Annotated in this window: 24 protein-coding genes; 15 read left to right on the top strand and 9 right to left on the bottom strand. The window is 62.9% G+C overall.

Annotated features, from left to right (window positions below):
* The 5 genes from L8U58_RS00775 to L8U58_RS00755 all read left to right on the top strand — a co-directional run bounded on the left by L8U58_RS00775 (window position 1) and on the right by L8U58_RS00755 (window position 4,175).
* On the top strand, window positions 1-1,032 hold the full coding sequence (locus L8U58_RS00775) for a PIG-L family deacetylase (RefSeq protein ID WP_269954480.1): 1,032 nt from the start codon (window positions 1-3) through the stop codon (window positions 1,030-1,032).
* A 52-nt stretch (window positions 1,033-1,084) separates the two neighbouring features.
* Window positions 1,085-1,555 (top strand): hypothetical protein, encoded by a 471-nt coding sequence (locus L8U58_RS00770; RefSeq protein ID WP_237744279.1) that lies wholly within the window; start codon window positions 1,085-1,087, stop codon window positions 1,553-1,555.
* 69 nt (window positions 1,556-1,624) lie between these two features.
* Window positions 1,625-1,942 (top strand): ferredoxin, encoded by a 318-nt coding sequence (gene fdxA, locus L8U58_RS00765; RefSeq protein ID WP_034970907.1) that lies wholly within the window; start codon window positions 1,625-1,627, stop codon window positions 1,940-1,942.
* A gap of 76 nt (window positions 1,943-2,018) precedes the next feature.
* On the top strand, window positions 2,019-3,155 hold the full coding sequence (gene dapC, locus L8U58_RS00760; RefSeq protein ID WP_034992098.1) for a succinyldiaminopimelate transaminase: 1,137 nt from the start codon (window positions 2,019-2,021) through the stop codon (window positions 3,153-3,155).
* 87 nt (window positions 3,156-3,242) lie between these two features.
* The gene (locus L8U58_RS00755; RefSeq protein WP_269954479.1) at window positions 3,243-4,175 is read left to right on the top strand and encodes a pseudouridine synthase; all 933 of its coding nucleotides are present in this window, start codon (window positions 3,243-3,245) and stop codon (window positions 4,173-4,175) included.
* Here L8U58_RS00755 and dapD read toward each other — a convergent pair.
* Together dapD and L8U58_RS00745 are read right to left on the bottom strand one after the other, a co-directional pair.
* Complete coding sequence (gene dapD / locus L8U58_RS00750; RefSeq protein ID WP_269954478.1) at window positions 4,172-5,179, bottom strand: 2,3,4,5-tetrahydropyridine-2,6-dicarboxylate N-succinyltransferase; 1,008 nt, start codon at window positions 5,177-5,179, stop codon at window positions 4,172-4,174. The two genes, L8U58_RS00755 and dapD, sit on opposite strands and share 4 nt — an antisense overlap.
* 11 nt (window positions 5,180-5,190) lie before the next feature.
* Window positions 5,191-6,606: an amino acid permease gene (locus tag L8U58_RS00745; RefSeq protein ID WP_269954477.1), complete on the bottom strand. Its 1,416-nt coding sequence runs from the start codon at window positions 6,604-6,606 to the stop codon at window positions 5,191-5,193.
* 91 nt (window positions 6,607-6,697) lie between these two features.
* On the opposite strand from L8U58_RS00745, the gene dapE reads away from it, so the two are divergent.
* From dapE to L8U58_RS00720, 5 genes are all read left to right on the top strand, one after another.
* Window positions 6,698-7,825, top strand: coding sequence for a succinyl-diaminopimelate desuccinylase (dapE, locus tag L8U58_RS00740; protein ID WP_269954476.1), 1,128 nt, complete (start codon window positions 6,698-6,700; stop codon window positions 7,823-7,825).
* Between the two features lie 183 nt (window positions 7,826-8,008).
* Window positions 8,009-8,863, top strand: a complete 855-nt coding sequence (locus L8U58_RS00735) for an LOG family protein (protein ID WP_269954475.1) — start codon at window positions 8,009-8,011, stop codon at window positions 8,861-8,863.
* A gap of 29 nt (window positions 8,864-8,892) precedes the next feature.
* A complete protein-coding gene (locus L8U58_RS00730; RefSeq protein WP_269954474.1) occupies window positions 8,893-9,267 on the top strand; it encodes a DivIVA domain-containing protein in 375 nt (124 codons plus the stop codon).
* Between the two features lie 2 nt (window positions 9,268-9,269).
* A complete protein-coding gene (locus L8U58_RS00725) occupies window positions 9,270-10,748 on the top strand; it encodes a leucyl aminopeptidase family protein (RefSeq protein ID WP_269954473.1) in 1,479 nt (492 codons plus the stop codon).
* A 99-nt stretch (window positions 10,749-10,847) separates the two neighbouring features.
* Entirely contained in the window at window positions 10,848-11,723 is an 876-nt protein-coding gene (locus L8U58_RS00720; protein ID WP_043014873.1) for a methyltransferase domain-containing protein, read from the top strand.
* Between the two features lie 29 nt (window positions 11,724-11,752).
* Here L8U58_RS00720 and L8U58_RS00715 read toward each other — a convergent pair whose 3' ends face one another.
* Both L8U58_RS00715 and glgA read right to left on the bottom strand, forming a co-directional pair.
* The gene (locus L8U58_RS00715) at window positions 11,753-13,294 is read right to left on the bottom strand and encodes a GH32 C-terminal domain-containing protein (protein ID WP_043012700.1); all 1,542 of its coding nucleotides are present in this window, start codon (window positions 13,292-13,294) and stop codon (window positions 11,753-11,755) included.
* A gap of 27 nt (window positions 13,295-13,321) precedes the next feature.
* Window positions 13,322-14,506, bottom strand: coding sequence for a glycogen synthase (glgA, locus tag L8U58_RS00710; RefSeq protein WP_269954472.1), 1,185 nt, complete (start codon window positions 14,504-14,506; stop codon window positions 13,322-13,324).
* Between the two features lie 110 nt (window positions 14,507-14,616).
* Here glgA and glgC point away from each other — a divergent pair, with 110 nt between their 5' ends.
* The gene (gene glgC, locus L8U58_RS00705; RefSeq protein ID WP_034970897.1) at window positions 14,617-15,834 is read left to right on the top strand and encodes a glucose-1-phosphate adenylyltransferase; all 1,218 of its coding nucleotides are present in this window, start codon (window positions 14,617-14,619) and stop codon (window positions 15,832-15,834) included.
* Between the two features lie 34 nt (window positions 15,835-15,868).
* Here glgC and L8U58_RS00700 read toward each other — a convergent pair whose 3' ends face one another.
* Window positions 15,869-16,549 (bottom strand): O-methyltransferase, encoded by a 681-nt coding sequence (locus L8U58_RS00700; RefSeq protein ID WP_043014871.1) that lies wholly within the window; start codon window positions 16,547-16,549, stop codon window positions 15,869-15,871.
* A 199-nt stretch (window positions 16,550-16,748) separates the two neighbouring features.
* Here L8U58_RS00700 and sigE point away from each other — a divergent pair, with 199 nt between their 5' ends.
* From sigE to tatB, 3 genes are all read left to right on the top strand, one after another.
* Window positions 16,749-17,339 carry an RNA polymerase sigma factor SigE gene (sigE, locus tag L8U58_RS00695; protein ID WP_034978353.1) on the top strand — a complete coding sequence of 197 codons (591 nt, stop codon included), beginning with the start codon at window positions 16,749-16,751 and terminating at the stop codon, window positions 17,337-17,339.
* A 77-nt stretch (window positions 17,340-17,416) separates the two neighbouring features.
* A complete protein-coding gene (locus L8U58_RS00690; RefSeq protein WP_269954471.1) occupies window positions 17,417-17,785 on the top strand; it encodes an anti-sigma factor family protein in 369 nt (122 codons plus the stop codon).
* 36 nt (window positions 17,786-17,821) lie between these two features.
* Window positions 17,822-18,427: a Sec-independent protein translocase subunit TatB gene (gene tatB, locus L8U58_RS00685; RefSeq protein ID WP_269954470.1), complete on the top strand. Its 606-nt coding sequence runs from the start codon at window positions 17,822-17,824 to the stop codon at window positions 18,425-18,427.
* Window positions 18,428-18,464: 37 nt separating this feature from the next.
* Here tatB and L8U58_RS00680 read toward each other — a convergent pair whose 3' ends face one another.
* The 3 genes from L8U58_RS00680 to L8U58_RS00670 all read right to left on the bottom strand — a co-directional run bounded on the left by L8U58_RS00680 (window position 18,465) and on the right by L8U58_RS00670 (window position 21,572).
* A complete protein-coding gene (locus tag L8U58_RS00680; RefSeq protein WP_034970892.1) occupies window positions 18,465-19,595 on the bottom strand; it encodes an Mrp/NBP35 family ATP-binding protein in 1,131 nt (376 codons plus the stop codon).
* A 65-nt stretch (window positions 19,596-19,660) separates the two neighbouring features.
* Complete coding sequence (locus L8U58_RS00675; RefSeq protein WP_034970891.1) at window positions 19,661-20,197, bottom strand: DUF1003 domain-containing protein; 537 nt, start codon at window positions 20,195-20,197, stop codon at window positions 19,661-19,663.
* 7 nt (window positions 20,198-20,204) lie between these two features.
* Window positions 20,205-21,572 carry a magnesium transporter MgtE N-terminal domain-containing protein gene (locus L8U58_RS00670; RefSeq protein ID WP_230580694.1) on the bottom strand — a complete coding sequence of 456 codons (1,368 nt, stop codon included), beginning with the start codon at window positions 21,570-21,572 and terminating at the stop codon, window positions 20,205-20,207.
* 51 nt (window positions 21,573-21,623) lie between these two features.
* Here L8U58_RS00670 and L8U58_RS00665 point away from each other — a divergent pair, with 51 nt between their 5' ends.
* Complete coding sequence (locus L8U58_RS00665) at window positions 21,624-22,355, top strand: hypothetical protein (RefSeq protein ID WP_269954469.1); 732 nt, start codon at window positions 21,624-21,626, stop codon at window positions 22,353-22,355.
* A 141-nt stretch (window positions 22,356-22,496) separates the two neighbouring features.
* On the opposite strand, the gene L8U58_RS00660 is transcribed toward L8U58_RS00665, so the two are convergent.
* The gene (locus tag L8U58_RS00660) at window positions 22,497-26,180 is read right to left on the bottom strand and encodes a multifunctional oxoglutarate decarboxylase/oxoglutarate dehydrogenase thiamine pyrophosphate-binding subunit/dihydrolipoyllysine-residue succinyltransferase subunit (protein WP_269954468.1); all 3,684 of its coding nucleotides are present in this window, start codon (window positions 26,178-26,180) and stop codon (window positions 22,497-22,499) included.
* Window positions 26,181-26,197: the final 17 nt, after the last annotated feature.

The following is a 26,197-nucleotide window of genomic DNA, read 5'->3' as shown; positions in this document are numbered from 1 at the left end:
GTGAGCAGCAATCCGGAACCAGCGCACACGATCACTGTGATGGCGGTGCATGCGCACCCCGACGACGAAACTCTGTGGACGGGTCTGGCGTTAGCCAAGGCACGCAGGCTCGGCCATGAGGTAGCCGTGGTGACCTGCACCCTCGGCGAAGAGGGCGAGGTGATCGGGGAGAAGTACCAAGCTCTTGTGGACGCCCAACAGTACGAACACGGCACGGGAATGCTCGGTGGTTACCGCATCGCCGAGCTCCAGCGAGCACTTAGCGCGCTGGGGATTCAGCATGGCCCGAACCTGCTGGGTGGTTGCGGCGCTTGGCGGGACTCGGGAATGGAAGGAAGCGACTCGATTCGCCACCCGCGGGCATTCGCACGCGCGCCGGAAAGCCCCAGCGACGGCGCCGATGGAATCGCGGACGCGGGGTTCGAGGCACAGGTTGCGCAGCTTATCCAGCTTATCCAGCAGATCTGCCCGCAGGTCATCCTGACCTACGCCGCCGACGGTGGCTACGGCCACCCGGATCACAAGCGGGCGCACCAGATCGTGCACGAGGCAGTGCGGCGGCTGGAGGCAGCAGGTACAGGTACAGAAGCGGAGAATTTCGTGCCCAGCCAAGTGTTGTGGTGCGTGACGGAGGACGAGAAGTTCGCCGAGGGCATGCAGGGCATGGAAAGCGTGCAGGCGCCGGAGGGATGGAAGCTCCCCAGTGCGGGCGACATCGCCACTGTCCCTTCCTCCGAGGTGGACCTGGTGGTTCACGGTTCTGCAGAAGACGTGGCAGCAAAGCAGGCCGCCATGCGTGCCCATGCCACACAGATTTGGGTGGCGGATGGGTCGACCTCTGACGTGAACGATCAGGCGCGGGAATCCAACCCGCCCGCGCGCACGGCCGCCACGTTGTTCTGCCTTTCCAACCTGATCACCCAGCCCCTGCTGGACAACGAAAGCTATCGCGTCGGGTGGACCAAACCTGGAGTGCCGGAGGACTTCTTCGCCCGCGCAGTCGGGGAGCGCTGGGTGGGCGGGAAGTCTTAAACGGCGCGGCCCGGGGCGTCAATAAGAAGAGCAAGCACTAGGATAGATCGACGTGAATGCGAAAAAGAGCACCGGAACAGGCCAGGACGAAGAGCCGAACTGGGGGCACCCCACGAAAAGCCAGGCGCGCAAGGATACGACGCGCGCGGAGCGCATTTCCGGCATCGTGTGGCTCTCTATCGGCGCACTGTTTGGGCTGTTCATCAGCGTTTTATACATCGGCTCCCGCATCACGGTGGGGGACGTCGAGGTGCCGCTGCCGTGGACAATACTTTTTGCCCTGGTGTTCAACCGCGCACTGACTAAAACCGCACTGCTGTGGACCGACAACAAGCTGATCGCTGGCATCCCCGCGCTGGTGTGGCTAGCCGGGTACCTGCTGGCGGTGATGTGGCCGGAGCTGCCCTTCGGCGAGGCGACGTTAATGCCACAGACCGTGTGGTCTATGCTGCTGCTTGTGGTCGGTTTGGCAGCGGCCGCGTGGCCACTTCGGCCTCAGTTTTCTCTGGAACCGCTGAAGTGACAGAATAGAAGCTTATAGAGAGCTCTGTGGAGTATGACGAACTTTCCAGAAAGGGTAGGTATTTAGACGATGACCTACACGATCGCGCAGCCTTGTGTAGACGTGATGGACCGCGCTTGCGTAGAAGAGTGCCCCGTTGACTGCATCTACGAGGGCAAGCGTTCCCTGTACATTCACCCCGACGAGTGCGTTGACTGCGGTGCTTGTGAGCCTGTCTGCCCGGTCGAGGCCATTTTCTACGAGGATGACGTGCCGGACGAGTGGGAAGAGTACAACGACGCTAACGCTGCCTTCTTCGACGACCTGGGCTCCCCGGGCGGTGCTGCGAAGCTGGGGCCGCAGGACTTCGATGCGGAGCTGATCGCTAACCTGCCGCCGCAGGCTTAGGGCTTTTTCTTTATCGACGCCCACTGTTGCGCCGGTTAGCGCCGAGCACACAGAGCAGGCGGTATAGAGTACAAGCATGACCCTGAAGCGCACCAAAGTAGCCGACCGACTGCCCGACTTCCCCTGGGATTCGCTTGCCGAGGCCAAAGCCACGGCGGCGAAGCACCCCGACGGGATCGTGGATTTGTCGGTCGGCACTCCTGTAGATCCGGTTTCCCCGGCGATTCAGTTGGCGCTGACGGAATCCGCCGCGGAGCCGGGCTACCCGCAGACTAAGGGCACCCCGGAACTGCGTAAAGCCATCGTGGGGGCGATGGAGCGCCGCTTTAAGGTGACCGGCCTAAATGCCGATAGCCAGGTGCTGCCGGTGATCGGCACCAAGGAGGCCATCGCGTGGATGCCCACCCTGCTGGGGCTAGGCGCAGGCCACACGGTAGTGATTCCGGAGCTGGCTTACCCGACCTACGAGGTCTCCGCCCGCCTGGCTGGGGCGGACGTGCTGCGCAGCGATTCTTTGCTGAAGCTGGGGCCGCAGACCCCGGCGCTGATCTACCTGAACTCCCCGGCCAACCCACACGGCCAGGTGCTGGGAGTGGAGCACCTGCGCAAGTTCGTGGAATTCGCCCGCGAACGCGGCACCATCATCGTCTCCGACGAGTGCTACCTGGGTCTGGGCTGGGGCGAGGAGCGCCCCGTGTCGATCCTGGATCCCGAGGTATGTGGCGGTGACTTCACTAACCTCATCGCCGTCCACTCGCTGTCGAAGACCTCCAACTTGGCCTCTTATCGTGCGGGCTGGCTGGCCGGCGACGGTGCGCTGATCCAGGAGCTGCTGGGAATCCGCCGCCACGCAGGCCTGATGAACCCCGGCCCGATCCAGTCCGCCATGGTCGCCGCCCTGGAGGAAGACGGCCACGAAGTTTTGCAGAAGCAGTTGTACCGCGAACGCCGCGAGCTGCTGAAGGCTGCCCTGCTGCAGGCCGGTTTCGATATCGAGTACTCCGACGGTGGTCTGTACCTGTGGGCCACCCAGGGGCGTGACGGCCGCGAGACCGTCGCAGAGCTGGCCGACAAGGGCATCCTGGTTGCCCCGGGCGATTTCTATGGCCCGAAGGGGAAGAACTTTGTCCGCGTGGGGCTGACCGCCACCGACGAGCGGATTGAGGCAGCCGCCCGCCGCCTCACCGGTGACGAATCGGCAGCCGCGCAGTAGCGCGCAGTAATTGGAGCTCTGGCGCCGATTCCTGCCCTACAACGCTGGCGCCCACCGCCGCGCCACGGCGTATCTGCCGTCAAGACCATGCTGACTGGCCGCGTCCCCGACGACGGTCGGGCCTACCTGGCCGCCGCGGCGGGCGATTCCCCTTTCGCGCCCGGCACCCCGCTGGAACCAGGGCTTGCTCTTGTGGATCCGACGCCCACATGGGTCTATCCCGACTTTCCAGAAGAACCCGCCGAGCTCCTGGCAGCTGATATTCCGATTCTGTACTCCGGGCCGGATGCATTGGTGGTGGACAAGCCCCACGGGCTGCCGTCTACGCCCAATGGCAGGCTATTGCGCGCCACCGTGCAGTCGTTGATGCGCGTGCGCCTGAGGGAGCCGGAGTTAGTGGCAGCTCACCGCCTGGATCGGGACACTCGCGGCCTGTTGGTGCTATCCCGCAACCCCGCCACGCGCGGGTTCCTGCAGTCACAGTTCCAGCGTAGGGAAGTGGAAAAGACCTACCAGGCGATGGCGCCGGACATTCCGGAGATCGGGGCGCAGTGGCAAGAAGTAGCACTGCCGATGCTGAAGGTGAAGGACGACCCGCAGGTGCGGGTGGGCAGCGCCGCAGCACTGCCCACCCAGCCCACGCTGTCCACACAGCTCAAACCGCAGGGCCGGGCGAAGTCCACGGTGACGCGCATCCGGAAGCTGGCAACCCGTCGCTGCGTGGCAACCTCAGAAACCAATGCTGCCGCTGGCACAGCCGCTACCGCTGTCTATGAGCTGCAACCGCGGACCGGGCACACGCACCAGCTACGGGCGTTGATGAATCATCTGGGTGCTCCCATCTACGGCGACGACACGTACCCGGCATATTGTCCCGGGACGGGGGCGCTACAGCTGCGCGCGGTCGTTATCGAGTTGGCGCTGGTGGCGTCAGAAGAAAAAGGCGCAATAAAAAACAGGCAGCGCATCGCGATCGAGCGCTGCCTGGAAGATCCCTGGTCGCAGTGGAACAGGGGTTAGTTGGCGTGTAGAGCCTCGTTGAGCTCGACGGTGTTGGCGTTGGCGACGGCCTCTACCGCGCCGCTGACGGAGTTGCGGCGGAACAGGATGCCGCTGGCGCCGGAGAGCTCGGCGGCCTTCACAGCCTCGCCCTCCTGCTTGCCCAGCTGCCGGGCGACTTCGCCGGTCAGCGTGACCTTGGTACCGAAGGTGACGTACAGGCCGGCCTCGACGGTGACATCATTGCCCAGGGAGATGCCCACGCCGGAGTTGGCGCCCAGCAAGCAGCGCTCGCCGATGGAAATGACCTGCTTGCCGCCACCGGATAGGGTGCCCATGATGGAGGCGCCACCACCGATGTCGGAACCATCACCGACGACAACACCGCCGGAGATACGGCCTTCAACCATTGAAGAGCCCAGGGTGCCGGCGTTGAAGTTCACGAAGCCCTCGTGCATGACCGTGGTGCCCTCGGCCAGGTGAGCGCCCAGACGCACGCGGTCGGCATCGCCGATACGTACGCCGGTGGGAACCACGTAGTCGACCATGCGGGGGAACTTATCCACGCTGTAGATCGTCACCGGGCCGCGCTCGGCCTGTAGGCGGGCGCGAACAGCCTCGAAACCGGGGACCGCGCACGGGCCGTGGTTGGTCCACACAACGTTGCTGAGCAGCCCGAACAGGCCATCCAGGTTGCAGCCGTGGGGCTTGATCTTGCGGCCGGAGATCAGGTGCAGGCGCAGGTAGGCGTCGTGCGCATCCTCCGCCGGGGCATCCAGGTCAGTAATGGTGGTGGTCACCGCAACGCGGCGGGTGCCGCGGACCTCGTCCGTACCGGCCAGATTGGCCAGGGAACTGAAGGATTCAGGGGCGGAGGTGGTGGCGTCATCAAGATCGAACACCTGGGTTCCAGCCTTATCGCCAGCGGCGTCAGATGTACCGAGGTTGAACTCGAAGAACCAGGTATCCAGCACATCGCCGGAATCGGTCAGAGTGGCAAATCCATTTCCATAAGCAGCAGTCATGCTTTTCGATCCTACCTTTCAGCGGTCGTTGATTCTGGGCTGCTGTGACCCTTCTGGGTGTTCTGCAGAACAAAGCCGATCACGCTCAGTACTGCGAAGGCAATAGTGACCGTCAGAACCTGCATGCGAGCGCCTTCGTCGAAGAGCATCAGGACGGTCAGCGCAACGAGCGCGAGGAAAGTCAGCCACGGCAGAACCGGGTAGCCCCACATACGCACGGTGAGGGTGCCATCCTGCTCGAAGGTCGGGCGCAGCTTGATCTGCGCCAGCACAATCACCATCCAGATCACCAGCAGGGTGCCGCCGACGGCGTTGAACAGGATGTTGATGAGGTCCTTCGGACCCCATACCTGCAGGGCGACAGAAACGAAGGCGAAGAACAGCGAGCACCACACGGCGCGGAAAGGAACCTTCTGCGCGTTGGTTTTGCCGAACCAGCGGGGGACGTTGCCCTCCTGGGAGAAGCTGTACATCAGGCGGCTGGTTGCGTAGATCTGCGCGTTGAAAGCGGACAGCAGAGCCAGGACGATCACGCCCTCCATGATCTCCACGATGCCCGGGATCTGCGCGAGAGCCAGGATGCGGGTGAAGGGGGATTCTTCGGCGGACTCTGCCTCGCCGAGTGTCTCGAAGGGCAGCAGGGCCGAAATGAGGAACACGCTGCCAAGGTAGAAGATCGAGATTCGCCAGATCACGGCACGCACAGCCGCGGCAATAGATGAGGCCGGATCCTTGGACTCCGCAGCAGCGATCGTCACAATCTCAATGCCACCGAAGGCGAAGGCCACGGCCAGCAGACCCACGGCCATGCCGGAAACGCCGTTGGGGGCGAAGTCGGCGAAGTTGCTGAGCCCCGGGGACTCGTAGTTCGGGAACAGGTTGAACAGCAGACCCGCACCCACGAACAAGAAGACGACGATGACTGCGACCTTGATGAACGCGAACCAGTACTCGAATTCACCGAAGCCACGCACGCCCGCGAGGTTCACAATGGTAAACAGCACCACGCATATCAATCCAGGGATCCAGCCCTCTACGCCGAACCACGAACCCATGATCGCGCCCGCACCGGTGATTTCCGCGCCCATCACCATGATCAGCATGAACCAGTACAGCCAACCCAGGGCGAAGCCATTCCAGCGGCCGAAAGCCATCTGGCCGTACGTGGCAAAGGTGCCGGACGCGGGGCGGGCGGCGGCCAGCTCGCCCAGCATCTGCATCACGGCGATCACTACGATGCCGGCGACGACGTAGGACAGCAGCACCGCCGGGCCGGCGGCCTGGATGCCTACACCGGTGCCAAGGAACAGCCCGGCGCCGATGGCAGAGCCGAGGCCCATCATCGTAAGGTGGCGGGTCTCTAGGCTGTGACCCAGCTGGTTCGAGGCGCCCTCGCTAGAACCTGTGTCGGAATCTCGAGTTTTCATAACAGAATTAGAACACAACGGGCTTTCCCACAGGCCAGCATGGGCAGTTTTAACCCCGTAGGTGTTTGATATTCGTCTAGGATCGCAAGCGATGAGTACACCAGAGACGTCCATTGACCTGACCGCTGGCGCGGTGGCGCTCACCCGTCAGCTTGTCGATATTTACAGCGAATCGCACCACGAACAGCAGATCGCCGACGCAGTCGAGCCCGCCCTGCGTGCCATCGAGAACGTGGAGGTTACCCGCCGGGGCAACACCCTGGTCGCTCGTACCCACCGCGACCTGGGCGATCGGGTGGTGCTGGCCGGCCACCTGGATACGGTGCCGCCGGCGGATAACCTGCCTTCCCGAGTAGGGCCGGATCCGGAGACGGGGGAGGAGACCATCTTCGGCCTCGGCTCGGTCGACATGAAATCCGGCGCGGCCTGCTACGCACATGCGTTTGCGACGTTGGCGAACTCCCCGGATCTGGCCTGCGACCTGACGTTGGTGCTTTACGAAGGCGAGGAAGTAGCCACCAAATACAACGGGCTGAACCACCTGGTGCAGTCCGATCCCGAGTTGCTGGAGGGCGACCTGGCGCTGCTGGGTGAGCCCTCCGGTGGGATGATCGAAGCCGGCTGTCAGGGCACCTTGCGGGTGAAGGTCACCGCCCTGGGTGCCCGCGCGCACTCCGCCCGCAGCTGGCTGGGGCACAACGCGTTGCATGATCTGGCTCGGGTGCTGGTGCGGGTGGCGGATTACGAGCCCCAGGACGTGGAGATCGACGGCCTGGTCTACAAGGAGGGCCTCAACGCCGTGATGGCTGAGTCCGGCGTGGCCACCAACACCATCCCCGACGAGGCCTGGGCTTTCATCAACTTCCGCTACGCTCCGCACCGCAGCGTCGACGAGGCTCTGGAGCACCTGTACGACGTGCTGCAGGTCGGCACGCCCGATGCGCCTGCCGAGGGTTTCTCTGTTCTTCTTGATGACGCCGCAGCCGCGGCGAGCCCCGGCCTCAACCAACCCTTCGCGGCGAAGTTGGTGGAGGCCACCGGAGGGCGCGTGCGCCCGAAGTACGGCTGGACCGACGTTGCACGTTTCACCCAGCTGGGCATCCCCGCCGTGAACTTCGGCCCCGGCGACCCCGGCTTGTGCCATACGAAGGATGAGCGGTGCCCGGTCGCGCAGATCGAGGACGTCAGTAGGGAACTAATTCAGTTCCTTACCCGCTAACTTTCCATTATTTCTGAGCAAACTCCGCCCACTCGCGCCCCCGGTGCGCGGCACCTAGAGGGGTGTGAACTGGGTGGAGGTGAGGTGGCGTCAATTAGAACGAGCGCCAGAGGCCGCCAAGCAGTAGCGTGAAAAGCGCACAGAAACATAAAGATCTAGAAGACATTTAAGGCAAACTCCCGCATGAACAACAGCGAGAACAACCGAGACTTCCGCCTCCGCGGCCCCGTGCTGCTGCGCGGCAAGAAGCACAGCCAGAAGCAGAAGTCGACCACGGATCAGCGACTGCTGGGCGAGCAGGCCAGCATCGACTGGCTGCACACCGACCCGTGGCGCGTGATGCGTATCCAGTCCGAGTTCGTCGATGGCTTCGGCGCGCTGGCGAAGATCCCCAAGGCAATCACGGTGTTCGGCTCCGCGCGGGTAAAGCCCGACCACGAGTACTACGCAAAGGGGCGGGAGCTGGGACGGTTGATCCACGAGGCCGGCTACGCGACGATCACCGGCGGCGGGCCCGGTCTGATGGAGGCCCCCAACCGGGGCGCGCAGGAATCCGGCGGTATGTCCATCGGCCTAGGCATCGAACTGCCGATGGAACAGAGCCTGAACCACTGGGTGGACCTGGGGCTGAACTTCCGTTACTTCTTTGTGCGCAAGACCATGTTCCTCAAGTACTCCCAGGCCTTCATCTGCCTGCCCGGTGGCTACGGCACGCTGGACGAGCTGTTCGAGGCCCTGGTGATGGTGCAGACCGAGAAGATCCGGAAGTTCCCGATTATCCTGATCGGCAAGGAATTCTGGGGCGGGCTGGTCGATTGGATCACCACACGTCTGGTCGACGAGGGCATGATCTCCCCGGAGGACGTGGATCTTTTCCACGTGACCGACGACCCGGCGGAGGCCGTGCAGATCTGCGTGGACGCACACGCCAACCACGTGCGGAAGCTAAAGATCCGCCAGGAGGAACTGTCCATCGAGCAGGAGCGGATCAACGCGCAGCTAGAGCGCTTTGAGGGCGAAGAGCCCCTCGAGGACTAGGCCTGGCGCAAGGCGGTAGATTAAGAATCATGTTTTGGTTGTTGTCTCTTGTCGGAGCGTTCCTGGTGGGTACGCTCCTGGTTTTCTTACTCGGCACCGTTTTCGGGCGTGGGGAGGCGCTACCGCCCGTCACGGAGGGAGCGGCGAAACGACAGCACTGGGATGACCTGCAGAACAGCCCGCTGACCGTCGAAGGGATCCGAGAGACCGGTTTCTCCCTGGCATTCCGTGGCTACAACCAAGCCGAGGTGGATCTCTACATCGAGCGCCTGGCAGCACGCATCGAAGAGCTGGAAGGCCACAGCGAGCAGCCCGCCGCGACCGAAGCTGACGCGAGCGCAACCAAAGTAGACACGAGCGCAACCACAGTAAATACAGCAGAAACTCTGGAACAGGAGCGTTAACGATGGCACCGATCCCAAACATCCCGCAGAAAGTGACCAGCGTGACGATCGGCCCGCGCGCCGAAGGTTCCGAGATCATCGAAACCGAAATTAAGGTCGCGCCGGGGCAGACCGCGCCTGGGGACGTCGAGCTTGATACCTCTGGACGTTGGGTTGCGTGGGTTCCCACCGAGCCGACCCGCCCATTGGACCTGAGCGACGGCCGGGAGTTCTTGGAAGACGGCTGGCGCGGCGCTGGTGCGAAGCTGGTGCGCCGGATCGGCAAGGTGGTAGACGGCCACCCCGTGCGCGCAAAGAAGCACATCGTACAGGTGAACCTGCCGGCGGAGTTTACACCGGACAACGTCCGTTCCCTGGTCATCGGCCTGATCGTCGGTAACCACTCCTTCGTGACGACCAACAAGCGCAAGCCCGCCCGCGTGCGCAACGTGCATGTGGTGTTGCCGGAGGGATATGAGTTCTCTGGGTTCGAGACCTCCGACTACGTTGACGCGGTCCAGCAGGGCACGGCGCTGGGTAAGGCCACCTGCCTATCCCGCGATCTTGCCAACGCCCCGGCAAACGTGAAGTCCCCAGAGTGGTTGGCCAACCAGGCCAAGCAAGCTGTGGCGGGCCTGGACGGGGTCAAGGTGCGCCTGCGCGACGCGGGCTGGCTGGAGGACAAGGGCTTCGGCGGCATCCTGGCCGTCGGCCGGGGGTCGTCCCGCCCGCCGATGTTGATTGAGCTGGTTTGGGATCCACAGAAGATCGACAAGCCGCGTCGCCGCCGCACCGTCGTCCTAGTAGGCAAGGGCGTGACCTTCGATACCGGTGGCATCAGTGTGAAGCCCGCCGCGGGGATGGACACGATGCGCACCGACATGACAGGTGGCGCCAGCGTGATTGCTGCCTTCCGGGCGCTGGCGGAGCAGCAGGTGCCGCGCAAGATCGTGGCCCTCATCCCGACCGCCGAGAACATGATCGATGGCAAGTCCTACCGCCCCGGTGACGTGGTGGAGCACTACGGTGGTCTGACCTCCGAGGTGACGAACACCGACGCCGAGGGGCGTATGATTCTGGCCGATGCCATCAGCTATGGCGCGAAGAAGTACAAGCCGACTGCCGTGGTGACGATCGCTACCCTCACGGGCGCGGCGAAGCTCGCCCTGGGCACGCGTACTGGCGCTGTGTTTTCCGACAACTGGGGAGCAGGCGTCAAACTTGCCCGTCGCGGCGCGACCGTCGGCGAAAACTGGTGGCCGATGCCGATGCAGGAGTACCTGGAAGACAACGTCACCTCCAAGATCGCCGATGTGCGTCAAACCCCCAAGGGGCCGGGCGCGACGACCGCTGCGATGTTCCTGCGTCGCTTCACTCGCGATCTACCTCTGATACACCTGGATATTGCCGGTCCGGGGCGCGCGGAATCTACCTACGACGAAGTCACTCCGGTGGGTACGGGCTTTGGCGCCCGCACGCTCGTGCAGTGGCTGTTGCACTAGCCCTCCGCGAAAAGGCAGTGGACGGTTTACCATGGGGGAGTCGTTTATTAGCTCCCTCTCAAGAGAGCGATCTAGAAATTTTCAGGAAGGAATCTGTTCGTGCTTGCAGATGTCATTGACCTCCTCGCCGATCCAGTAGACGGTTCCCGCTTGAGCGCTGGCGACGAAGAGTGGCGCACCCTGGTTTCCGAATCGGGCCACAGCTATGACGTCGCACGGCAGGGCTATGTGACTCTTGCCGGTGGCTCTGGGCTGCGCTATTCGGGTGATGACGCCTCGATGATCGATGCGCGCGAGACCTTCCTCTCCGGTGGCCACTTCGCCCCCTTCGTCGAGGCCGTGACTGCCAACGTCGAGCACGTCCTCGACGATGGCAATGTCGCCGCCGAGCACGCCCCATCCATCGTGGAGATCGGCGCGGGTACGGGCTACTACCTGGCCCACGCCCTGGACACGGTCGAGCGCTCTCGCGGCGTGGGCATCGATGTCTCGACCGCGGCGGCGAAGCGTTTGGCTTCTTCCCACTCGCGGGTCGGTGCGGTTGTTGCCGACGCCTGGTCGCGCCTGCCTATTCTTTCGGAAAGTGTGGACGCCATCATGGTTGTCTTCGCTCCACGCAATGCGGCAGAGTTCGCCCGCATCCTTACGCCGGAGGGACAGGTGGTTGTCCTTACCGCGGAGGTTGGCCACCTGGGTGAGCTGCGCGAGCCCCTGGGCATTCTGGATGTGGAAGAGGGCAAGGTTGAGCGGATGATCAACCAGGCCTCCGGTCACCTGGTGCCGGTGGGGGATCCGGAGCACATCGAGTTTCCGATGGTGCTGGATCAGGCCTCCATTGCCGCTCAGATCGGCATGAGCCCTTCTGCGCGCCACATCCACCCAGATGTGCTGCAGGAGCGCATCGCTGCACTGCCGGAGACCATGGAGGTCACCGCCCGCGCGGCCATCACGCGCTTGGCGAAGGCCAACCGCTAGGCGCTTGCTCGGTCGCGACTAGCGGCCAGTTAGTCTTCGTCGAAGATTCCCGCGGCCACGTCGCGATCGGCGATGAGGGCCTCCGCCATGTAGGCTTCCTGATCCTCCGGGGAGGTCAGGCCAGCCTGCATGCGCATCAGGTGCCGACCGGCCGTCTGCATGGAGGAGATAATTTTTGCGCCGCCGGTTGCGCGCACGTCGATATCGGAAATCTGCGAGTGCGCCGGAATAGCGCTGGTGAGGGTCACAGCACCGCCATCGGCGAACACCTCACACACGGGCCCGTCCAGGAACACCGTCAGGGTGTCCGAGTCTGCGTCTTTGAGCGGTGCCGTGCGGGTATCCACGCCCAGGCGGGTGACGGACACCGCATCGTTGGTGTAGCTGATTGTTGCAATGACCTGCCCGGAATCATCCGTGACATCGACATCCACGCTGCCTTGCTGGGCGTCCAGCTGAGCGGACCAAATGAACGCATAGTCAGAGAACGTGCGCACGGCGGTAGGGGCGCCGACGACATCCTGGTACAGCTCCCCGCCCACCAGCGAGAGGTAGCGGGGTGCCGACAGGCAGTTGGCCCACTGGCCGTCCAGCGATGGGTGCGCGCCCACCAGGCCGAACATCACCGGCGTGTGGTAGTCGATCACACGCGGGCGGGTGAAGTCGTGGCCGAAGTCGATGACGGTGAACGGGGTGGTCACCTTGAAGGCATTGCCACTCAGGTTGCCGACTACATAGCCAGCGACCTCATCGGATTCGCCCGCGCCGCCGGGGAAGGTCACGAACAAGACATCCCGGCGGGCGGAGGAGTCGGCGTCCACCATAGAAACAATGCGCGGAGCGAAGGGGCGATCGGGGCGCAGGGCGGCCTCGGCAGGCAGCTCCAGTGGGCCGAGTACCCGCCAATGCTGGCGGTCGCTGGACCGCAGAACAACGATCTGCGCATCCACGTCGTTGATGAGGGATAGGGCGATCATCAGCCAGCCTTCATCCGGGTGGGCGGGATCCTCGTGGCGAATCACGCTGGGGGTGACCAGGTTTTCTACCGGGTGGGAGGAATCGTCAATGTCGATGGCGCCGAGCCGCTGGACGTGGGGATCCGGCAGACTCGGATCGTCGGATACCTCCGTGGCCTCCATCAGGTTGGGGATAAGCGCCCGTTCGATCGTGAAGGTTCGTGGGCCGCGCTGGCCGTGGGGAATGTCGGCACCGCGCGCTTCCGCAGCAGTGGCTTCACCTGCAGCGTGAGTAACGACGAAGAACAGTTCCGCCCCCAGACCCACCGGGACCGTGGCGCCGGCCAGAATATCGACCTCTGCGCCGCGGGCGGTGCCCTCCCGGTCTGCTAGCCCCCGGTTTGGAACGACCACGTCATCGCAGATGTCCCAGTCGTAGGTGGCTTCCGAAGCCACCTGGTGCGCCCACCGAGAGCCCTCGGAAGGGCGCGGGCGGAACTGGTGGAATACGTGCAGGGCATTGCCGGAGAAAACGGCGCCTGCTGGGGCTTCCAACACCCCCGTTTCTGCGGTGATGTGCAGTTCCGGGCGGTGTTTGTGGGAGGAAGAATGCATGCCACCATTCATACCAGCGGATTGCGGTTAAAGCAGGGACTTGTACACGTCCACGGTCTGCTCGGCGATGGTTGCCCAACTGAAAGTCGTCACTGCACGCTGGCGGCCGGCCTCCCCAAAGCTGCGCACCTTGTCCTTGTCTGCGACAAGTGCGTTGGTGGCTTCGGCGAGGCCTCGTTCGAAGGCTTCGGCATCGTTCTCGTCGTAGTGGACTAGCGTGCCGGTCTCTCCGTTGACGACAACCTCCGGGATGCCTCCAACGTCGGAGGCCACAACTGCCGTCCCGCACGCCATGGCTTCCAGGTTAACGATTCCCAGGGGCTCGTAGATGGAGGGGCAGAGGAACGCATCGGAGGCCGACAGGATCTCCTGCAAAGCCGGTTTCTCCATCATTTCCTTTACCCAGAACACGCCGTCGCGTTCTGCCTGCAGCGCCTCCACCAATGCGGTGACTTCGGCTTCGATTTCCGGGGTATCGGGGGCGCCGGCGCACAGCACAACCTGGATCTCCGGATCAAGGTGGGCGACTGCCTTAAGCAGGTGGGGTACGCCCTTTTGGCGGGTGATGCGTCCGACGAAGGAGACGATGGGGCGATTGGGGTCGACGCCGAGCTCCGTGAGTACGGATCGATTGCCAGCCTCCACGGCCGCCTCGAAGGTGGGGCGGGGCTGCCACAGTTCGGAATCGATGCCATTGAGCACCACGTGGATGCGATCCGGGTCGATTGCTGGGTAGGCGTCGAGGATGGATTCCTTCATCTTGGCGGAGACGGCGATAACGGCATCCGCGTTCTCCATCGCATTCTTCTCCGACCAGGAGGAGACATCGTAGCCACCGCCGAGCTGCTCGCGCTTCCAGGGGCGGTGCGGCTCTAGCGAGTGGGCGGTCGCCACGTGGGGGATGCCGTGCAACAGGCCACCAACGTGGCCTCCCAGGCCGGTGTACCAGGTGTGGGAATGCACAACCTCTACATTGCCGAGGGAGTGCGCCATGCGAAGTCCGGTGGAAAGTGTCTTGATGGAACCGTTGGCGTCCGAAAGCTCGGGATCTACCCCGTGGACATAAACATCCTGCTCTTCGCGCGGCCCGCCCATGCAGTGCACGTCGACGTGCTCCAGCTGCCGCATGTAGCGAACCAGTTCGGTGACGTGCACCCCGGCGCCACCGTAGATCTCTGGGGGATATTCCTTTGTCAGCATGGCGATACGCATGCTTCCAGACTAACCGGCTGCGCACCGCGTGTCCTGGCAACAACGGTCGCCAGGACATTGATTGCCTGCTTGGCAAGCAAAACTACCGCCGGGTCGCTAGGTTGGAAAGTGTGAAGAGCAGATCGAATGTCCTGTCCATTGTCCTTGCCGGTGGCGAGGGAAAGCGCCTGTACCCTTTCACCGCCGACCGCGCTAAGCCCGCCGTGCCCTTCGGCGGTAACTATCGCCTGATCGACTTCGTACTGTCCAACCTGGTCAACGCAGGTTATTACAAGATCTGTGTGCTGACCCAGTACAAGTCCCACTCCCTTGACCGCCACATTTCCCAGTCCTGGCAGCTGTCGGGTCTGACCGGCCAGTACATCACCCCTGTACCTGCACAGCAGCGCCTGGGGAAGCGCTGGTTCACCGGTTCCGCGGACGCAATTCTGCAGTCCCTCAACCTGGTGTACGACGAGCAGCCGGATTACATCATCGTCTTCGGTGCGGACCACGTTTACCGCATGGATCCGGAGCAGATGGTGCAGGAACATATCGCCAGCGGCGCCGGTGTGACGGTTGCAGGACTGCGCGTTCCGCGCCACGAAGCTACGGCATTTGGCGTGATTCAAGCAGACGATGACAACAAGATCGAGCAGTTCCTGGAGAAGCCGGCGGAACCGCCGAGCGTGCCGGATGATCCAGAGGTCTCCTTCGCCTCCATGGGCAACTACGTGTTCACCGCGCAGACGCTGATTGACGCGCTGAAGGAGGACTCTGAGGACGAGAACTCCAACCACGACATGGGTGGCGACATCATTCCGCGCCTGGTGAACCGTGGAGAGGCCTACGTCTACGACTTCTCCAACAACTACGTCCCGGGTGAGACCGAGCGCGACAAGGGATACTGGCGCGACGTGGGTACGGTCGACGCGTTCTACGAGGCGCACATGGATCTGATCAGCGTGCACCCGGTGTTTAACCTGTACAACCAGCAGTGGCCGATCCACACCGCAGAGACCGGCAACCTGCCGCCCGCGAAGTTCGTTAAGGGCGGAATCGCCCAGTCTTCGATGGTTTCGGCGGGCTGCATCATCTCCGCCGGCACGGTGCGTAACTCCGTGCTGAGTGAGAACGTGATTGTGGAAGAGGGCGCCTCTGTCGAAGGCTGCGTGATCATGCCGGGCGTGCGCATTGGCCGCGGCGCAGTGGTGCGCCACGCCATCCTGGACAAGAACGTTCAGGTTTCCGCGGGCGAGATTATCGGAGTGGACCGCGCCCGCGATCAGGATCGCTTCACCATCTCCAAGGGTGGCGTGGTCTGCATCGGCAAGAACGTGGTTGTCTAAACCTCCGCCGCGTAAGCGGCGGGGAATAGGGGAGTTAGCTGATCTTGGTGATCAGCGTGGCGCCCGCTCCGAGGGGGAGGCGGGCAACCTTCGCGTTATCCAGCTCGCGGAAGAACTGATCTGCCTCGCGGGCGCGGGTGGTCTGGCGATCGGCGTGCTTGTCATCGCCGACGAGTCCATCCATCAGGGAGTCCAGCAGGATGAGGACGCCACCGCGGCGCAGTGCCGGGAGGGTGGATTCCACGATCGCGGTGAACTCCTCCGTGGCGGCTTCCGCAACTGCGATGTCGTAACTATCGCTAGCCAGACGGCGAATAACGTCCAGCGGAGCACTGGGCAGGAATCGGAAGGTGTTGGGGCGCTGCCCAGCGTTCGCGAAAGCCTGCTTAGCCAGCTGCTGATGCTGCACTTCTGGCTCGATGCACGTCAGGTGTCCCTCCACCTGGGCAGCGTTGAGTCCCTTGAAAAGGTGCAGGCCGATCACACCACTGGCGGGAGACACGATGATGCCGGTGGGGGTGTGGCCGTTGGCGGCGGCGTTCGCGCCGGCGCGGGTAGCCAGGAACTCCAGGAACTCGGCCGTCATCGCATCGGGGGTGAGCAGACCGAACTCCTGCGCGGCCTCGACGGCGGCAGTGACGACCTCGTCTGGCTCGGTAGTGGCCCGGACGTACTCACGGATGGCCTCGATTGGGGAAGATGATGCAGCATTCACGATTCCTGACGATAGGCCAGGGAAGCGCCAATGTTGTGCTTGACTTCGGCATGTCAGACTGTGGCGTCAAAAATAGAAAAGAGAGTGAACAGATGTGACCGGAGTGACTAATTCTCCTCCCCTCCCCACGAGGGGGTAAAATTCTCACAGGAAACTGCCAGGTGTGCAGCACAAGAATTTGAGGACGATCAGTCACAATATGGTCATGAACGCAGACCGAACCCCCAACCCCCGTAGTACCGCAGAGTTTGATGCAGGTACCGGCGAGCTTCCCAGCTGGGGTGAATTGGTCGCAGAACACGCAGACAGCGTGTACCTCCTGGCCTACCGGCTGGCGGGCAATCAGCAGGACGCCGAAGACCTCACGCAGGACACGTTCATGCGCGTGTTCCGGAGCTTGAAGAGTTACCAGCCAGGCACCTTCGAAGGTTGGCTCCACCGCATCACAACCAACCTCTTCCTGGACATGGTGCGCCGTCGCGCGAAGATTCGCATGGAGCAGCTGCCCGAGGATTACGACCGCATCGAAGGTGGCATCGCGGACCCAGCGGAGACCTTTGAACTGAATAACTTGGATCCGGCGCTGGAGAAGGCTCTGGATCAGCTAGCCCCCGAATACCGTGTGGCGGTGGTGCTGTGTGACGGGCTGGGGATGAGCTACGACGAGATCTCCCAAACCCTGGGCATCAAGATGGGCACCGTGCGCTCCCGCATCCACCGCGCCCGTGCCCAACTTCGCGGTAACCTGGAACGTAACCAAGGCGAACTGGTCTACACCGGCCAGGTCTAAAAGCCCGGTGTAGCTAGCGAAGCGGGATAGCGCGAGATAGTGCGGGACAGACAGGGACAGAAAGGTAGGTAGCGCGTGTGACATCTTTCGTAGAAAACTTCACCGGGGAGCTGTCTATCGATCACCTGTCAACCGAGGCCATCGCCGCCCTCGTGGACGGCGAACTATCGCGCCGGGCAGAGCACCGAGCCAAGATCCACCTTGTGCACTGCGAACACTGCCGGGAAGAGGTTCGTGCACAGCGCACGGCAGCCAATCGCATGCGCAAACACGCCGCAGCAGTACACACCCCGGGTGGGCTGATGGAGAAGCTGCAGCGCATTCCGGAGGAATGCTGCGAGGACGATTCGCCCCACCGATTCTCAGTGGACGGCTGTCGGCGCCCCGAAACTCTAGTCGACCGAGTTGATTTGTTGCTTCGGAAGATGCACCTGCGCGGCAAGTAGAGTGAAAGTCTGTGCGGATTAAGTTAGGTTAGACAGGTGTTTTCCAATGTAGGTTGGGGCGAAGTCCTCGTACTTTTGATCGTTGCGTTGTTTCTGATTGGCCCGGAGCGTTTGCCGGGGCTCATCAAGGAAGCTCGGGCGATGCTGTTGGCAGTGCGCAAGGCCGTCTCGCAGGCTAAAGAGCAGCTGGATGGGGAGCTGGGGGAGGATTTCCGGGAGTTCTCCAAGCCGCTGCAGGAGCTCAACTCGGTGCGCCAGATGGGTGCTAAGGGCTTCATCACCAAGACTCTGTTGGACGATGATGACAGTATCCTGACCTCTTTCAGCGAGACGAAGCAGGAAGTGAAAGACACCGTGGATACGGTGCGTAAGCCGAACCTGCGCGAGTCCCTCAAGGCGGACAGTGCAAAGAAGAAGGCTCCTGCCGACAGCGCTGCCCCCGCGAGCGGTAGCGCGGACAACGGAGGCATCGCCGTAACCCAGCAGTCGACGGCTGGGGAGTCCCGCGCGCAGACCTCGAGCCCGGTCGCCGATGCTGCAGAGCAGCTCACGGGAGATGCCGGGGGCGCGGGAAACGCAGGCAACGCTGGGGATAAAGAAAAGCCCTCCACACCCGGTTACGGGTGGGAGGACGTGACCTAAACCGCGCTAGCCGCGGTTGCGGCCGGAGCCTTTCGGCCTATTTCTTTGTGACGCCGAGGTTCAGCGACTTACCTGCCAGCGAACTGCGACGAACGGCCAACTGATCGGCAATTCCGCCGAAGGCGATCGTGGCCGGAGAGTTCGGCTCGGACAGCACGATCGGATTGCCTAAGTCCCCGCCAATGCGCAGGTTCGGATCCAGCGGGATCTGGCCCATCAGAGGCACCTTAGTGCCGGTGATCTGGGACAGGCGGTCGGCGACGAACTGGCCACCGCCCGAGCCGAAGACCTCCATGCGGGAGCCGTCCGGCATGTCCATCCAGCTCATGTTCTCGATCACGCCGCCGATGCGCTGGCGGGTCTGCTGGGAGATCGAACCGGCGCGCTCCGCCACCTCCGCGGCAGCAGCCTGCGGGGTGGTGACGATCAGCAGCTCAGCATTCGGAACCAGCTGGGCGACGGAGATCGCCACGTCGCCGGTTCCCGGCGGCAGGTCCAGCAGAAGGATGTCCAAGTCACCCCAGAACACATCCGCCAGGAACTGCTGGATAGCGCGGTGCAGCATGGGGCCACGCCACACGACGGGGGAGTTATCGCCGATGAAGTGGCCGATGGAAATCAGCTTCACGCCGTGCGCCTGCAGCGGCATGATCATCTCGTCCACCTGGTGGGGCTTATCCGTGGAGCCCATGAGGCCGGGTACGGAGTGGCCGTAAATGTCGGCGTCGATCACTCCAACCTTCAGACCCCGCTTCTGCAAGGCTACGGCGAGGTTCACGGTGACGCTGGACTTGCCCACGCCACCCTTGCCGGAGGCGATGGCGAACACGCGGGTGGTGGAGTCGGCCTGGGCGAAGGGGATGACCGGATCAGCGGAATCGCCACGCACCATTTGGCGGATGTTGCGGCGTTGCTCGTCGCTCATCACGTCGGTCGTGACGGTGACGTTCTCCACGCCATCGACGGATTCCGCAGCTTCGCGCGTTTTCTCCGTCAGGTGGTTCTTCATCGGGCAACCAGCGATGGTCAGGTAGATCTCGATGGCGACATCGCTACCGTTGATGTCGATGGACTTCACCATGCCGAGATCCGTGATCGTGCGGTTGAGTTCAGGATCCTCTACGCGGGATAGCGCGCTGCGTACAGCGGATTCAGTGACTTGGGACATGATGGCTTTCAGTGTATCGAACGACTGCCCAGACGTTAACTTGGCCTGGTAGGTGGAACTCTGACTTAGTCTTCGCGGGACTCTCCGCGGGCTTCCTCATCGCGCCGCGAATCGTCGATCTTGTCATCGATGCGCTGCAGAATGTCGTGCAGCTCCTCCAGTTCGCGCCGCAGGTAATCGCGGGTGACGGTTTCGCCGACGGCGATACGGACGCTGGCGACCTCGCGGGCCAGGAATTCCGTATCGGCCTTGGTCTCCGCAGCGCGGCGGCGGTCCTCGTCCAGGCTCACGCGGTCACGGTCGTCCTGGCGATTCTGCGCCAATAGAATGAGCGGTGCGGCGTAGGCGGCCTGGGTGGAGAAAGCGAGGTTCAACAGGATGAACGGGTATGGATCCCAGTTCCACCACATGCCGCCCAGGTTCAGAGCGATCCAGGCGACCACGATGATCGTCTGATAGAAGAGGTACTTGCCCGTACCCAGGAAGCGGGCGATGTTCTCGGCTACGCGGCCAACACCGTCGCCGTCCAAGTTGAATTTCTTTTTCTGACGCGTTGCGTCGGTGGGCGTATCTAGCTCTGCGCGGGAAAACTTTCGTGCCATAGAGTGCCTAGACCCCCTTCACTTCATTGTTGGTCGCAGTCTCATTGTTGGCTGCATTCGCTGCCTCGGGGCTGGAGCTGTCAGTGGATTCGGCGGCAGGGCGTGCCACGGAGGAGGCGTCGACGCGCCAATCCTCTTCGCGCCAGTCCTCCGGAAGCATGTGGTCCAGCAGGTCATCGACGCTGACCGCGCCCAGCAGGTGCTGGTCGTGGTCGAGTACCGGGCCACACACCAGGTTGTATGTCGCGAAGTAGCGGGCCGCGGTTTCCTGCGTATCCTCCGCGAACAGCGCCGGTAGTTCGAGATCCAGGATCCCACCGATCAGGGAGGACGGCGGTTCACGCAACAGCTTCTGCAGGTGGACACAGCCCAGGTACTTACCCGTCGGGGTGGCCTGGGGTGGGCGAACTACAAAAATGAGGGAGGACAGGGACGTCGGTAGCTCTGGGTTTCGCGCGTGAGCGAGAGCTTCGGCGACGGTGGCCTGCGGCGTCAAAATAATGGGTTCAGGAGTCATGAGCGCGCCTACGGTCTCGGGCGAGAAGTCCATGAGGCGACGAACGGGTTCGGATTCCTCCGGATCCATCAGCTCCAGCAGCACGTCCGAGGTATCCTCCGGCAGCTCCGCCAGAATATCGGCTGCGTCATCCGGGTCCATCTCCTCCAACACGTCCGCGGCGCGTTCGATGTTGAGGTGCTCCAGGATCGCAGCCTGATCGTCATCCGGCATCTCCGCCAACACGTCCGCCAGCCGCTCGTCGTCGAGCTCCGCGGCGATCTTGTTGCGGCGGGCATCATCCATCTCCACCAGGGCGTTAGCCACGTCAGCATTGCGCATTTGCGCGAATGAGGCGATCAGCTCCGCATCCTGGTTCACCGCTCCCGTTCCAGAGGCGTGGAGGCCTTGAATGTGCTCGATGGGGATAACGTCGATCGCAGTCCGGCGCCCCAGGCGACTGCGCTGGGTGACCGCCAGGTTGCGGATCTTCCACTCCCGGCGACGGCTACGGCTGAGCTCCACATCGGTGATCTCCACGACCTTGCCATGAAGGTCCTCGTGCTCCGGATCGTCTGTGTGCACCTTGGAGCCGATGAGGTCCTCGAAGATCGTTAACTCCGCAGAGCGGGATTTGAATGGGCGCAAGTTCACCGAACTGGAGGTAGTGGTGATGTCCGTGGCGGTGATTGCCGCGATTCGTAGCATCGGCAGGAAGATCTTTCGCTTATTGGAGATCTCCACCACCAAACCAAGTGCCGTCGCATTATCGCCGTGGATGGTGATCACGACATCGCGGACACGACCGACGGATTCGCCGTCTGGCCCCAGCACCACTAAGCCGGCTAAACGTCCTGCATACACACGACTAGTACTCATGTCTACTAAGGTTACTTGATGCCTAAGACGCGGTAGTATGTGGCAAGTTGGATGGCTGCACACAGCCAGAAGCGCTGGATAGCGCCAGAAATGCTGGATATCGCCAGAAAGTTAAAGGGGAAGAACCAGATGCGAGTGTTGGGCGGGCGCAACGTGGCGTCACTAATCGCAGCAGTGACCTGTCTTGCCACCGCAAGTGGGCTGGCAGGGTGCGCGGAACAGAGCGCTCCGCAGTTCGTCGTCGGCGTGCCGGAGCAGTCCCTCGGGAATTCGCCCATGCCCAACCGCAATGCCGATGCTTTTGCCCGCTACCTGGTGCGGGGACTCAAGGATGACCACCGAAAGGTGGAGCGCAAACTCGTGTCCGCAGACTACCGGGTCCGCCAGTTGCGCACTGGTGAAGTGACCGTGACCTTCGGCTGCACGGGCGAGCTGTTGCAAAGGCTGGATCGGAACCGGGGCCTCGAGCTGCGCCGGGAGTATGCGGATCGGGAGGCTGTGAAGGGCGGGGAGCAGGACGAGAGCGCCCCGAAGTCCGGCACCCCGAAGTCCGGCACCCCGAAGTCCGACCGGGAATGGGAGGCGCTGGTGTACGACGAGCTGCGCAACGTGCTTCCGCAGGATATCGGTATTACTGCGCCGGGGGAGGCCATGCCGTGCCAAGGCACTGTTTTGCCGCAGAACGCCGTTGTGCTCTACGCGAAGGAAGGCCTGAGCCGCGACATTGTTGGGAAGCTGAACTCCGTGGCTACGGGAACGACCATGGAGATGCTCGGAGGCTAGGGCTCGGGGCGAGGCAGGGCAGGGCTAGGGCTAGGACTTGGGCTCGGGGCAGGGCAGGGCGCTGAGACCAAGAAAAAGCCCGCCGCTAGTGCAACGGGCTTGTTGCTGGCTAGTAGCTAGCCGCTGAGGGCTTGCCGAGTTTTACTCGAAAGCCTCCTCCAGCAGCTGCTTCTGCTCCAGCTGGTGCACCTTTGCGACACCGGTAGCGGTGGAGGACTGTGCACGGCGGGAAACGCGCTTCAGCTGGATGCCTGGGATGTGCTCCGGCAGCTGCAGAGCCAGGAACGGCCACGGGCCCTGGTTGGCCGGCTCGTCCTGTACCCAGCGCACCTCGGCGTTCGGGTAGTTATCCAGCGCATCCTTGATGCGGTTGAACGGAATCGGGTGCAGCATCTCCACGCGGACGATGGCGACATCATCGCGACCGTCAGCCTGACGCTTCTTCTCCAGATCCCAGTAGATCTTGCCCGAGCACATCAGAACAGTCTTGATGTTCTCGTTCTTGCCGTTCTGGTTCGGGTCGTCAATGACGGACTGGAACTTCTTGACCTCGGTGAAGTCCTCCACGGAGGAGACCGCCATCTTGTTACGCAGCATGGACTTCGGGCTGAAGACAACCAGCGGGCGCTTCAGGGAGCCCAGTGCGTGGCGGCGCAGCAGGTGGAAGTAGTTCGCCGGAGTGGATGGCTGGGCGATGGTCCAGGAGCCCTCCGCGGACATCTGCAGGAAGCGCTCGATGCGGGCGGAAGAGTGGTCTGGACCCTGACCCTCGTAGCCGTGCGGCAGCAGCAGAACCAGGGAAGAAATCTGGCCCCACTTGGCCTCGCCGGAAGAAACGTACTCGTCCAGGATGGTCTGGGCGCCGTTGGCGAAGTCACCGAATTGTGCTTCCCAGGCGACCAGAGCGTCCGGGTTACCGACGGAGTAGCCGTACTCGAAGCCCATGCCCGCGTACTCGGTCAGCGCGGAGTTGTAGGTCTCGAAGCGGCCGCCCTTGCCGGACTCGCGGGCGAGTTCCTCCAGCGGGCTGTAACGGTCGTGGTCGGTGTGGTCGAACAGGACAGCGTGGCGCTGGGTGAAGGTACCACGCAGAGTGTCCTCACCGACCAGGCGAACCAACTTGCCGCCGTCCACCAGGGAACCGAAGGCCAGCAGCTCGGCAAAGCCCCAGTCGATGTTGCCGTTGCGGGACATTTCCTTGCGGCGCTTGATGACCGGCTTAACGCGCGGGTGCGGGGTGAGGCCGTCGGGCACGTCGGCGAAGAGATCGCCGATGCGCTCGATGAGCGCGCGGTCGACGGAAGTATCCAGACCGTGCGGCAGATCCTGGGAACCGGTGATGCCACCTTGTTCCTTCGGCTTAGCGCCCTTTTCTGCCTCGCGAACCTGCGTGAACACGGTCTCCAGCTGCTCGTGGAAGTCGCGCTGAACGCGCTCGATGTCTTCCTCGGTCAGGTCGCCACGGCCCAGCAGGGTTTCGGTGTACTGGTCGCGGGAGCTCTTCGTCTCACCGATCAGCTTGTACATCAGCGGCTGGGTCATCGACGGATCGTCGGCCTCGTTGTGGCCACGGCGACGGTAGGTCACCAGGTCGATGAAGACGTCCTTACCGAAGCGGTTGCGGTAGTCCACAGCCAGCTGTGCAACCCACACAACGGCCTCTGGGTCGTCGCCGTTGACGTGGAACACCGGGCAGTCGAAGCCCTTTGCCAAGTCGGTTGCGTAGTGGGTGGAGCGGCCGGCATCCGGGGTGGTGGTGAAGCCGATCTGGTTGTTCACCACGATGTGGACGGTACCGCCGACCTCGTAGGCCTCCAGGCGAGCCAGGTTGATGGTTTCCTGAACAATGCCCAGGCCGGTAAACGCGGCGTCACCGTGCAGCAACAGCGGCATAACGGTGTGCTTCTCGTGCAGCTGATCCTGCTTGGCGCGGGCGATGCCCTCCATGACCGGGTTTACGGCCTCCAGGTGGGAGGGGTTCGCAGCCAGGTAAACGTCGATTTCGTTATCGCCGAACATCTGGTGGTACTGGCCCTGCTGGCCCAGGTGGTACTTCACGTCACCGGAACCGCCTGCGGCGGCCGGGTCGATGTTGCCCTCGAACTCCGTGAAGATTTGCGCGTAGGGCTTGCCCACAATGTTGGCCAGCACGTTCAGTCGGCCGCGGTGCGGCATGCCGATGATGACCTCGTCGAGGGCTGCGTCGGCTGCGCGGTCGATGGCTGCATCCATCATCGGGATCAGCGTTTCAGCGCCCTCCAGGGAGAATCGCTTCTGGCCGACGTACTTGGTCTGCAGGAAGTTCTCGAAGGCCTCGGCGGAGTTCAGCTTCTGCAGGATGTACTTCTGCTGAGCCGGGGTGAACTCTGCCTGGCCAGCCTCGATACGATCCTGCAGCCAGTTGCGCTCTTCGGCGTCCAGAATGTGGGTGTACTCCGAACCGACCTTCAGGGTGTAGGCCTTGCGCAGGGTGGCAAGTACCTCGCGCAGCGTCATGGTTTCGCGACCAGCGAAGCCACCGACGTGGAAGGTGCGATCGAAGTCCCACAGGGTCAGGCCGTGGGATTCGATGTTCAGGTCGGAGTGATCCGGGATCGGCAGACCCGGCTGGGTCCACTGCAGCGGGTTGATGTCGGCGATCAGGTGGCCACGGGAGCGGTAAGCCTCGATCAGCTGCATCACGCGGGTGGACTTATCGACGCCGATATTCGGCAGGTCCTGGCTCCAACGCGTCGGAGCGTAGGGCACGCGCATGGCGTGGAAAATGTCATCCCAGAACTCGTCGTTGATCAGCAGGCGGCTCATGGTGCGCAGGAACTCGCCCGATTCGGCGCCCTGAATGATGCGGTGATCGTAGGTGGAGGTGATGGTCACCAGCTTGCCGATGCCCATCTCGCCCAGACGATCCTCGGAGGCACCTGCGAACTCAGCGGGGTAGTCCATGGAGCCCACGCCGATGATGGCGCCCTGGCCCTTGGTCAGGCGCGGCACGGAGTGGCGGGTGCCGATACCGCCCGGGTTGGTCAGGGAGATGGTCACGCCGGTGAAGTCGTCCATCGTCAGCTTGCCTTCGCGGCCGCGGTGAACAACGTCCTCGTACTTCTCGACGAACTCGCCGAAGGACATGTTCTCGGCTTCCTTGATGGCGGCGACCACCAGGGAACGCTGGCCGTTCTTTCCGACCATGTCGATAGCCAGACCCAGGTTGATGTGCTCCGGGGTAACGAGGGTCGGCTTGCCGTCGACGACCTCGTAGGAGTTGTTCATGTCCGGGTGAGCCTTGACGGCCTGCACCAGGGCGTAACCGATGATGTGGGTAAAGCTGATCTTGCCACCACCGCGCGCACGCAGGGTTTCGTTGACCATGGCGCGGTTTTCGAACATCAGCTTTGCCGGCATATCGCGCACGGACGTAGCAGTCGGAATCTCCAGGGAGATGTCCATGTTCTTCACCACGGCCTTTGCGGCGCCCTTAATGGTGGTCTTGCCCGGTTCTGGAGCCTCAACCGGCTGCTTCGGTGCCGGCGGGACGGTGCGCTTCGGCGTGGGCTTAGCGCTGCTGCCCAAGCTCTGAGGGGTCTGGCTCTGGGACGCAGAGCCCTTCGGCTGCTTACCGCCGGCCGTCGTATCCCGGGTAGGGGTGACGGTGGTCTTCTGAGATCCATTGCCCGTCGCAGCCTGGGTGTTGCCCGACGTACTTACGGGGGAGGAATTTTCTTCAAAGTAATCGCGCCATTCTGCGTCGACAGACTTTGGGTCTTCCTTATACTGCTGGTACATCATATCGACCAGCCATTCGTTTTGACCGAAATTCGCGCTGCTCACAGCAGGTCCTCGCCTCT

The organism is Corynebacterium macclintockiae, assembly GCF_027570165.1.
Classification (GTDB): domain Bacteria; phylum Actinomycetota; class Actinomycetes; order Mycobacteriales; family Mycobacteriaceae; genus Corynebacterium; species Corynebacterium macclintockiae.
The sequence above is the reverse complement of the archived record's forward strand: the minus strand, read 5'-3'. Positions and strand labels throughout refer to the sequence as shown.

Excerpts from the sequence above, each read along its gene's own strand:
- fdxA (WP_034970907.1), top strand. The coding sequence starts at position 1,625 with ATGACCTACACGATCGCGCAGCCTTGTGTAGACGTGATGGACCGCGCT.
- dapC (WP_034992098.1), top strand. The coding sequence starts at position 2,019 with ATGACCCTGAAGCGCACCAAAGTAGCCGACCGACTGCCCGACTTCCCC.
- L8U58_RS00755 (WP_269954479.1), top strand. The coding sequence starts at position 3,243 with ATGCTGACTGGCCGCGTCCCCGACGACGGTCGGGCCTACCTGGCCGCC.
- dapD (WP_269954478.1), bottom strand. The coding sequence starts at position 5,179 with ATGACTGCTGCTTATGGAAATGGATTTGCCACTCTGACCGATTCCGGC.
- L8U58_RS00745 (WP_269954477.1), bottom strand. The coding sequence starts at position 6,606 with ATGAAAACTCGAGATTCCGACACAGGTTCTAGCGAGGGCGCCTCGAAC.
- dapE (WP_269954476.1), top strand. The coding sequence starts at position 6,698 with ATGAGTACACCAGAGACGTCCATTGACCTGACCGCTGGCGCGGTGGCG.
- L8U58_RS00735 (WP_269954475.1), top strand. The coding sequence starts at position 8,009 with ATGAACAACAGCGAGAACAACCGAGACTTCCGCCTCCGCGGCCCCGTG.
- L8U58_RS00730 (WP_269954474.1), top strand. The coding sequence starts at position 8,893 with ATGTTTTGGTTGTTGTCTCTTGTCGGAGCGTTCCTGGTGGGTACGCTC.
- L8U58_RS00725 (WP_269954473.1), top strand. The coding sequence starts at position 9,270 with ATGGCACCGATCCCAAACATCCCGCAGAAAGTGACCAGCGTGACGATC.
- L8U58_RS00715 (WP_043012700.1), bottom strand. The coding sequence starts at position 13,294 with ATGCATTCTTCCTCCCACAAACACCGCCCGGAACTGCACATCACCGCA.
- glgA (WP_269954472.1), bottom strand. The coding sequence starts at position 14,506 with ATGCGTATCGCCATGCTGACAAAGGAATATCCCCCAGAGATCTACGGT.
- sigE (WP_034978353.1), top strand. The coding sequence starts at position 16,749 with ATGGTCATGAACGCAGACCGAACCCCCAACCCCCGTAGTACCGCAGAG.
- L8U58_RS00680 (WP_034970892.1), bottom strand. The coding sequence starts at position 19,595 with ATGTCCCAAGTCACTGAATCCGCTGTACGCAGCGCGCTATCCCGCGTA.
- L8U58_RS00675 (WP_034970891.1), bottom strand. The coding sequence starts at position 20,197 with ATGGCACGAAAGTTTTCCCGCGCAGAGCTAGATACGCCCACCGACGCA.
- L8U58_RS00670 (WP_230580694.1), bottom strand. The coding sequence starts at position 21,572 with ATGAGTACTAGTCGTGTGTATGCAGGACGTTTAGCCGGCTTAGTGGTG.
- L8U58_RS00665 (WP_269954469.1), top strand. The coding sequence starts at position 21,624 with ATGGCTGCACACAGCCAGAAGCGCTGGATAGCGCCAGAAATGCTGGAT.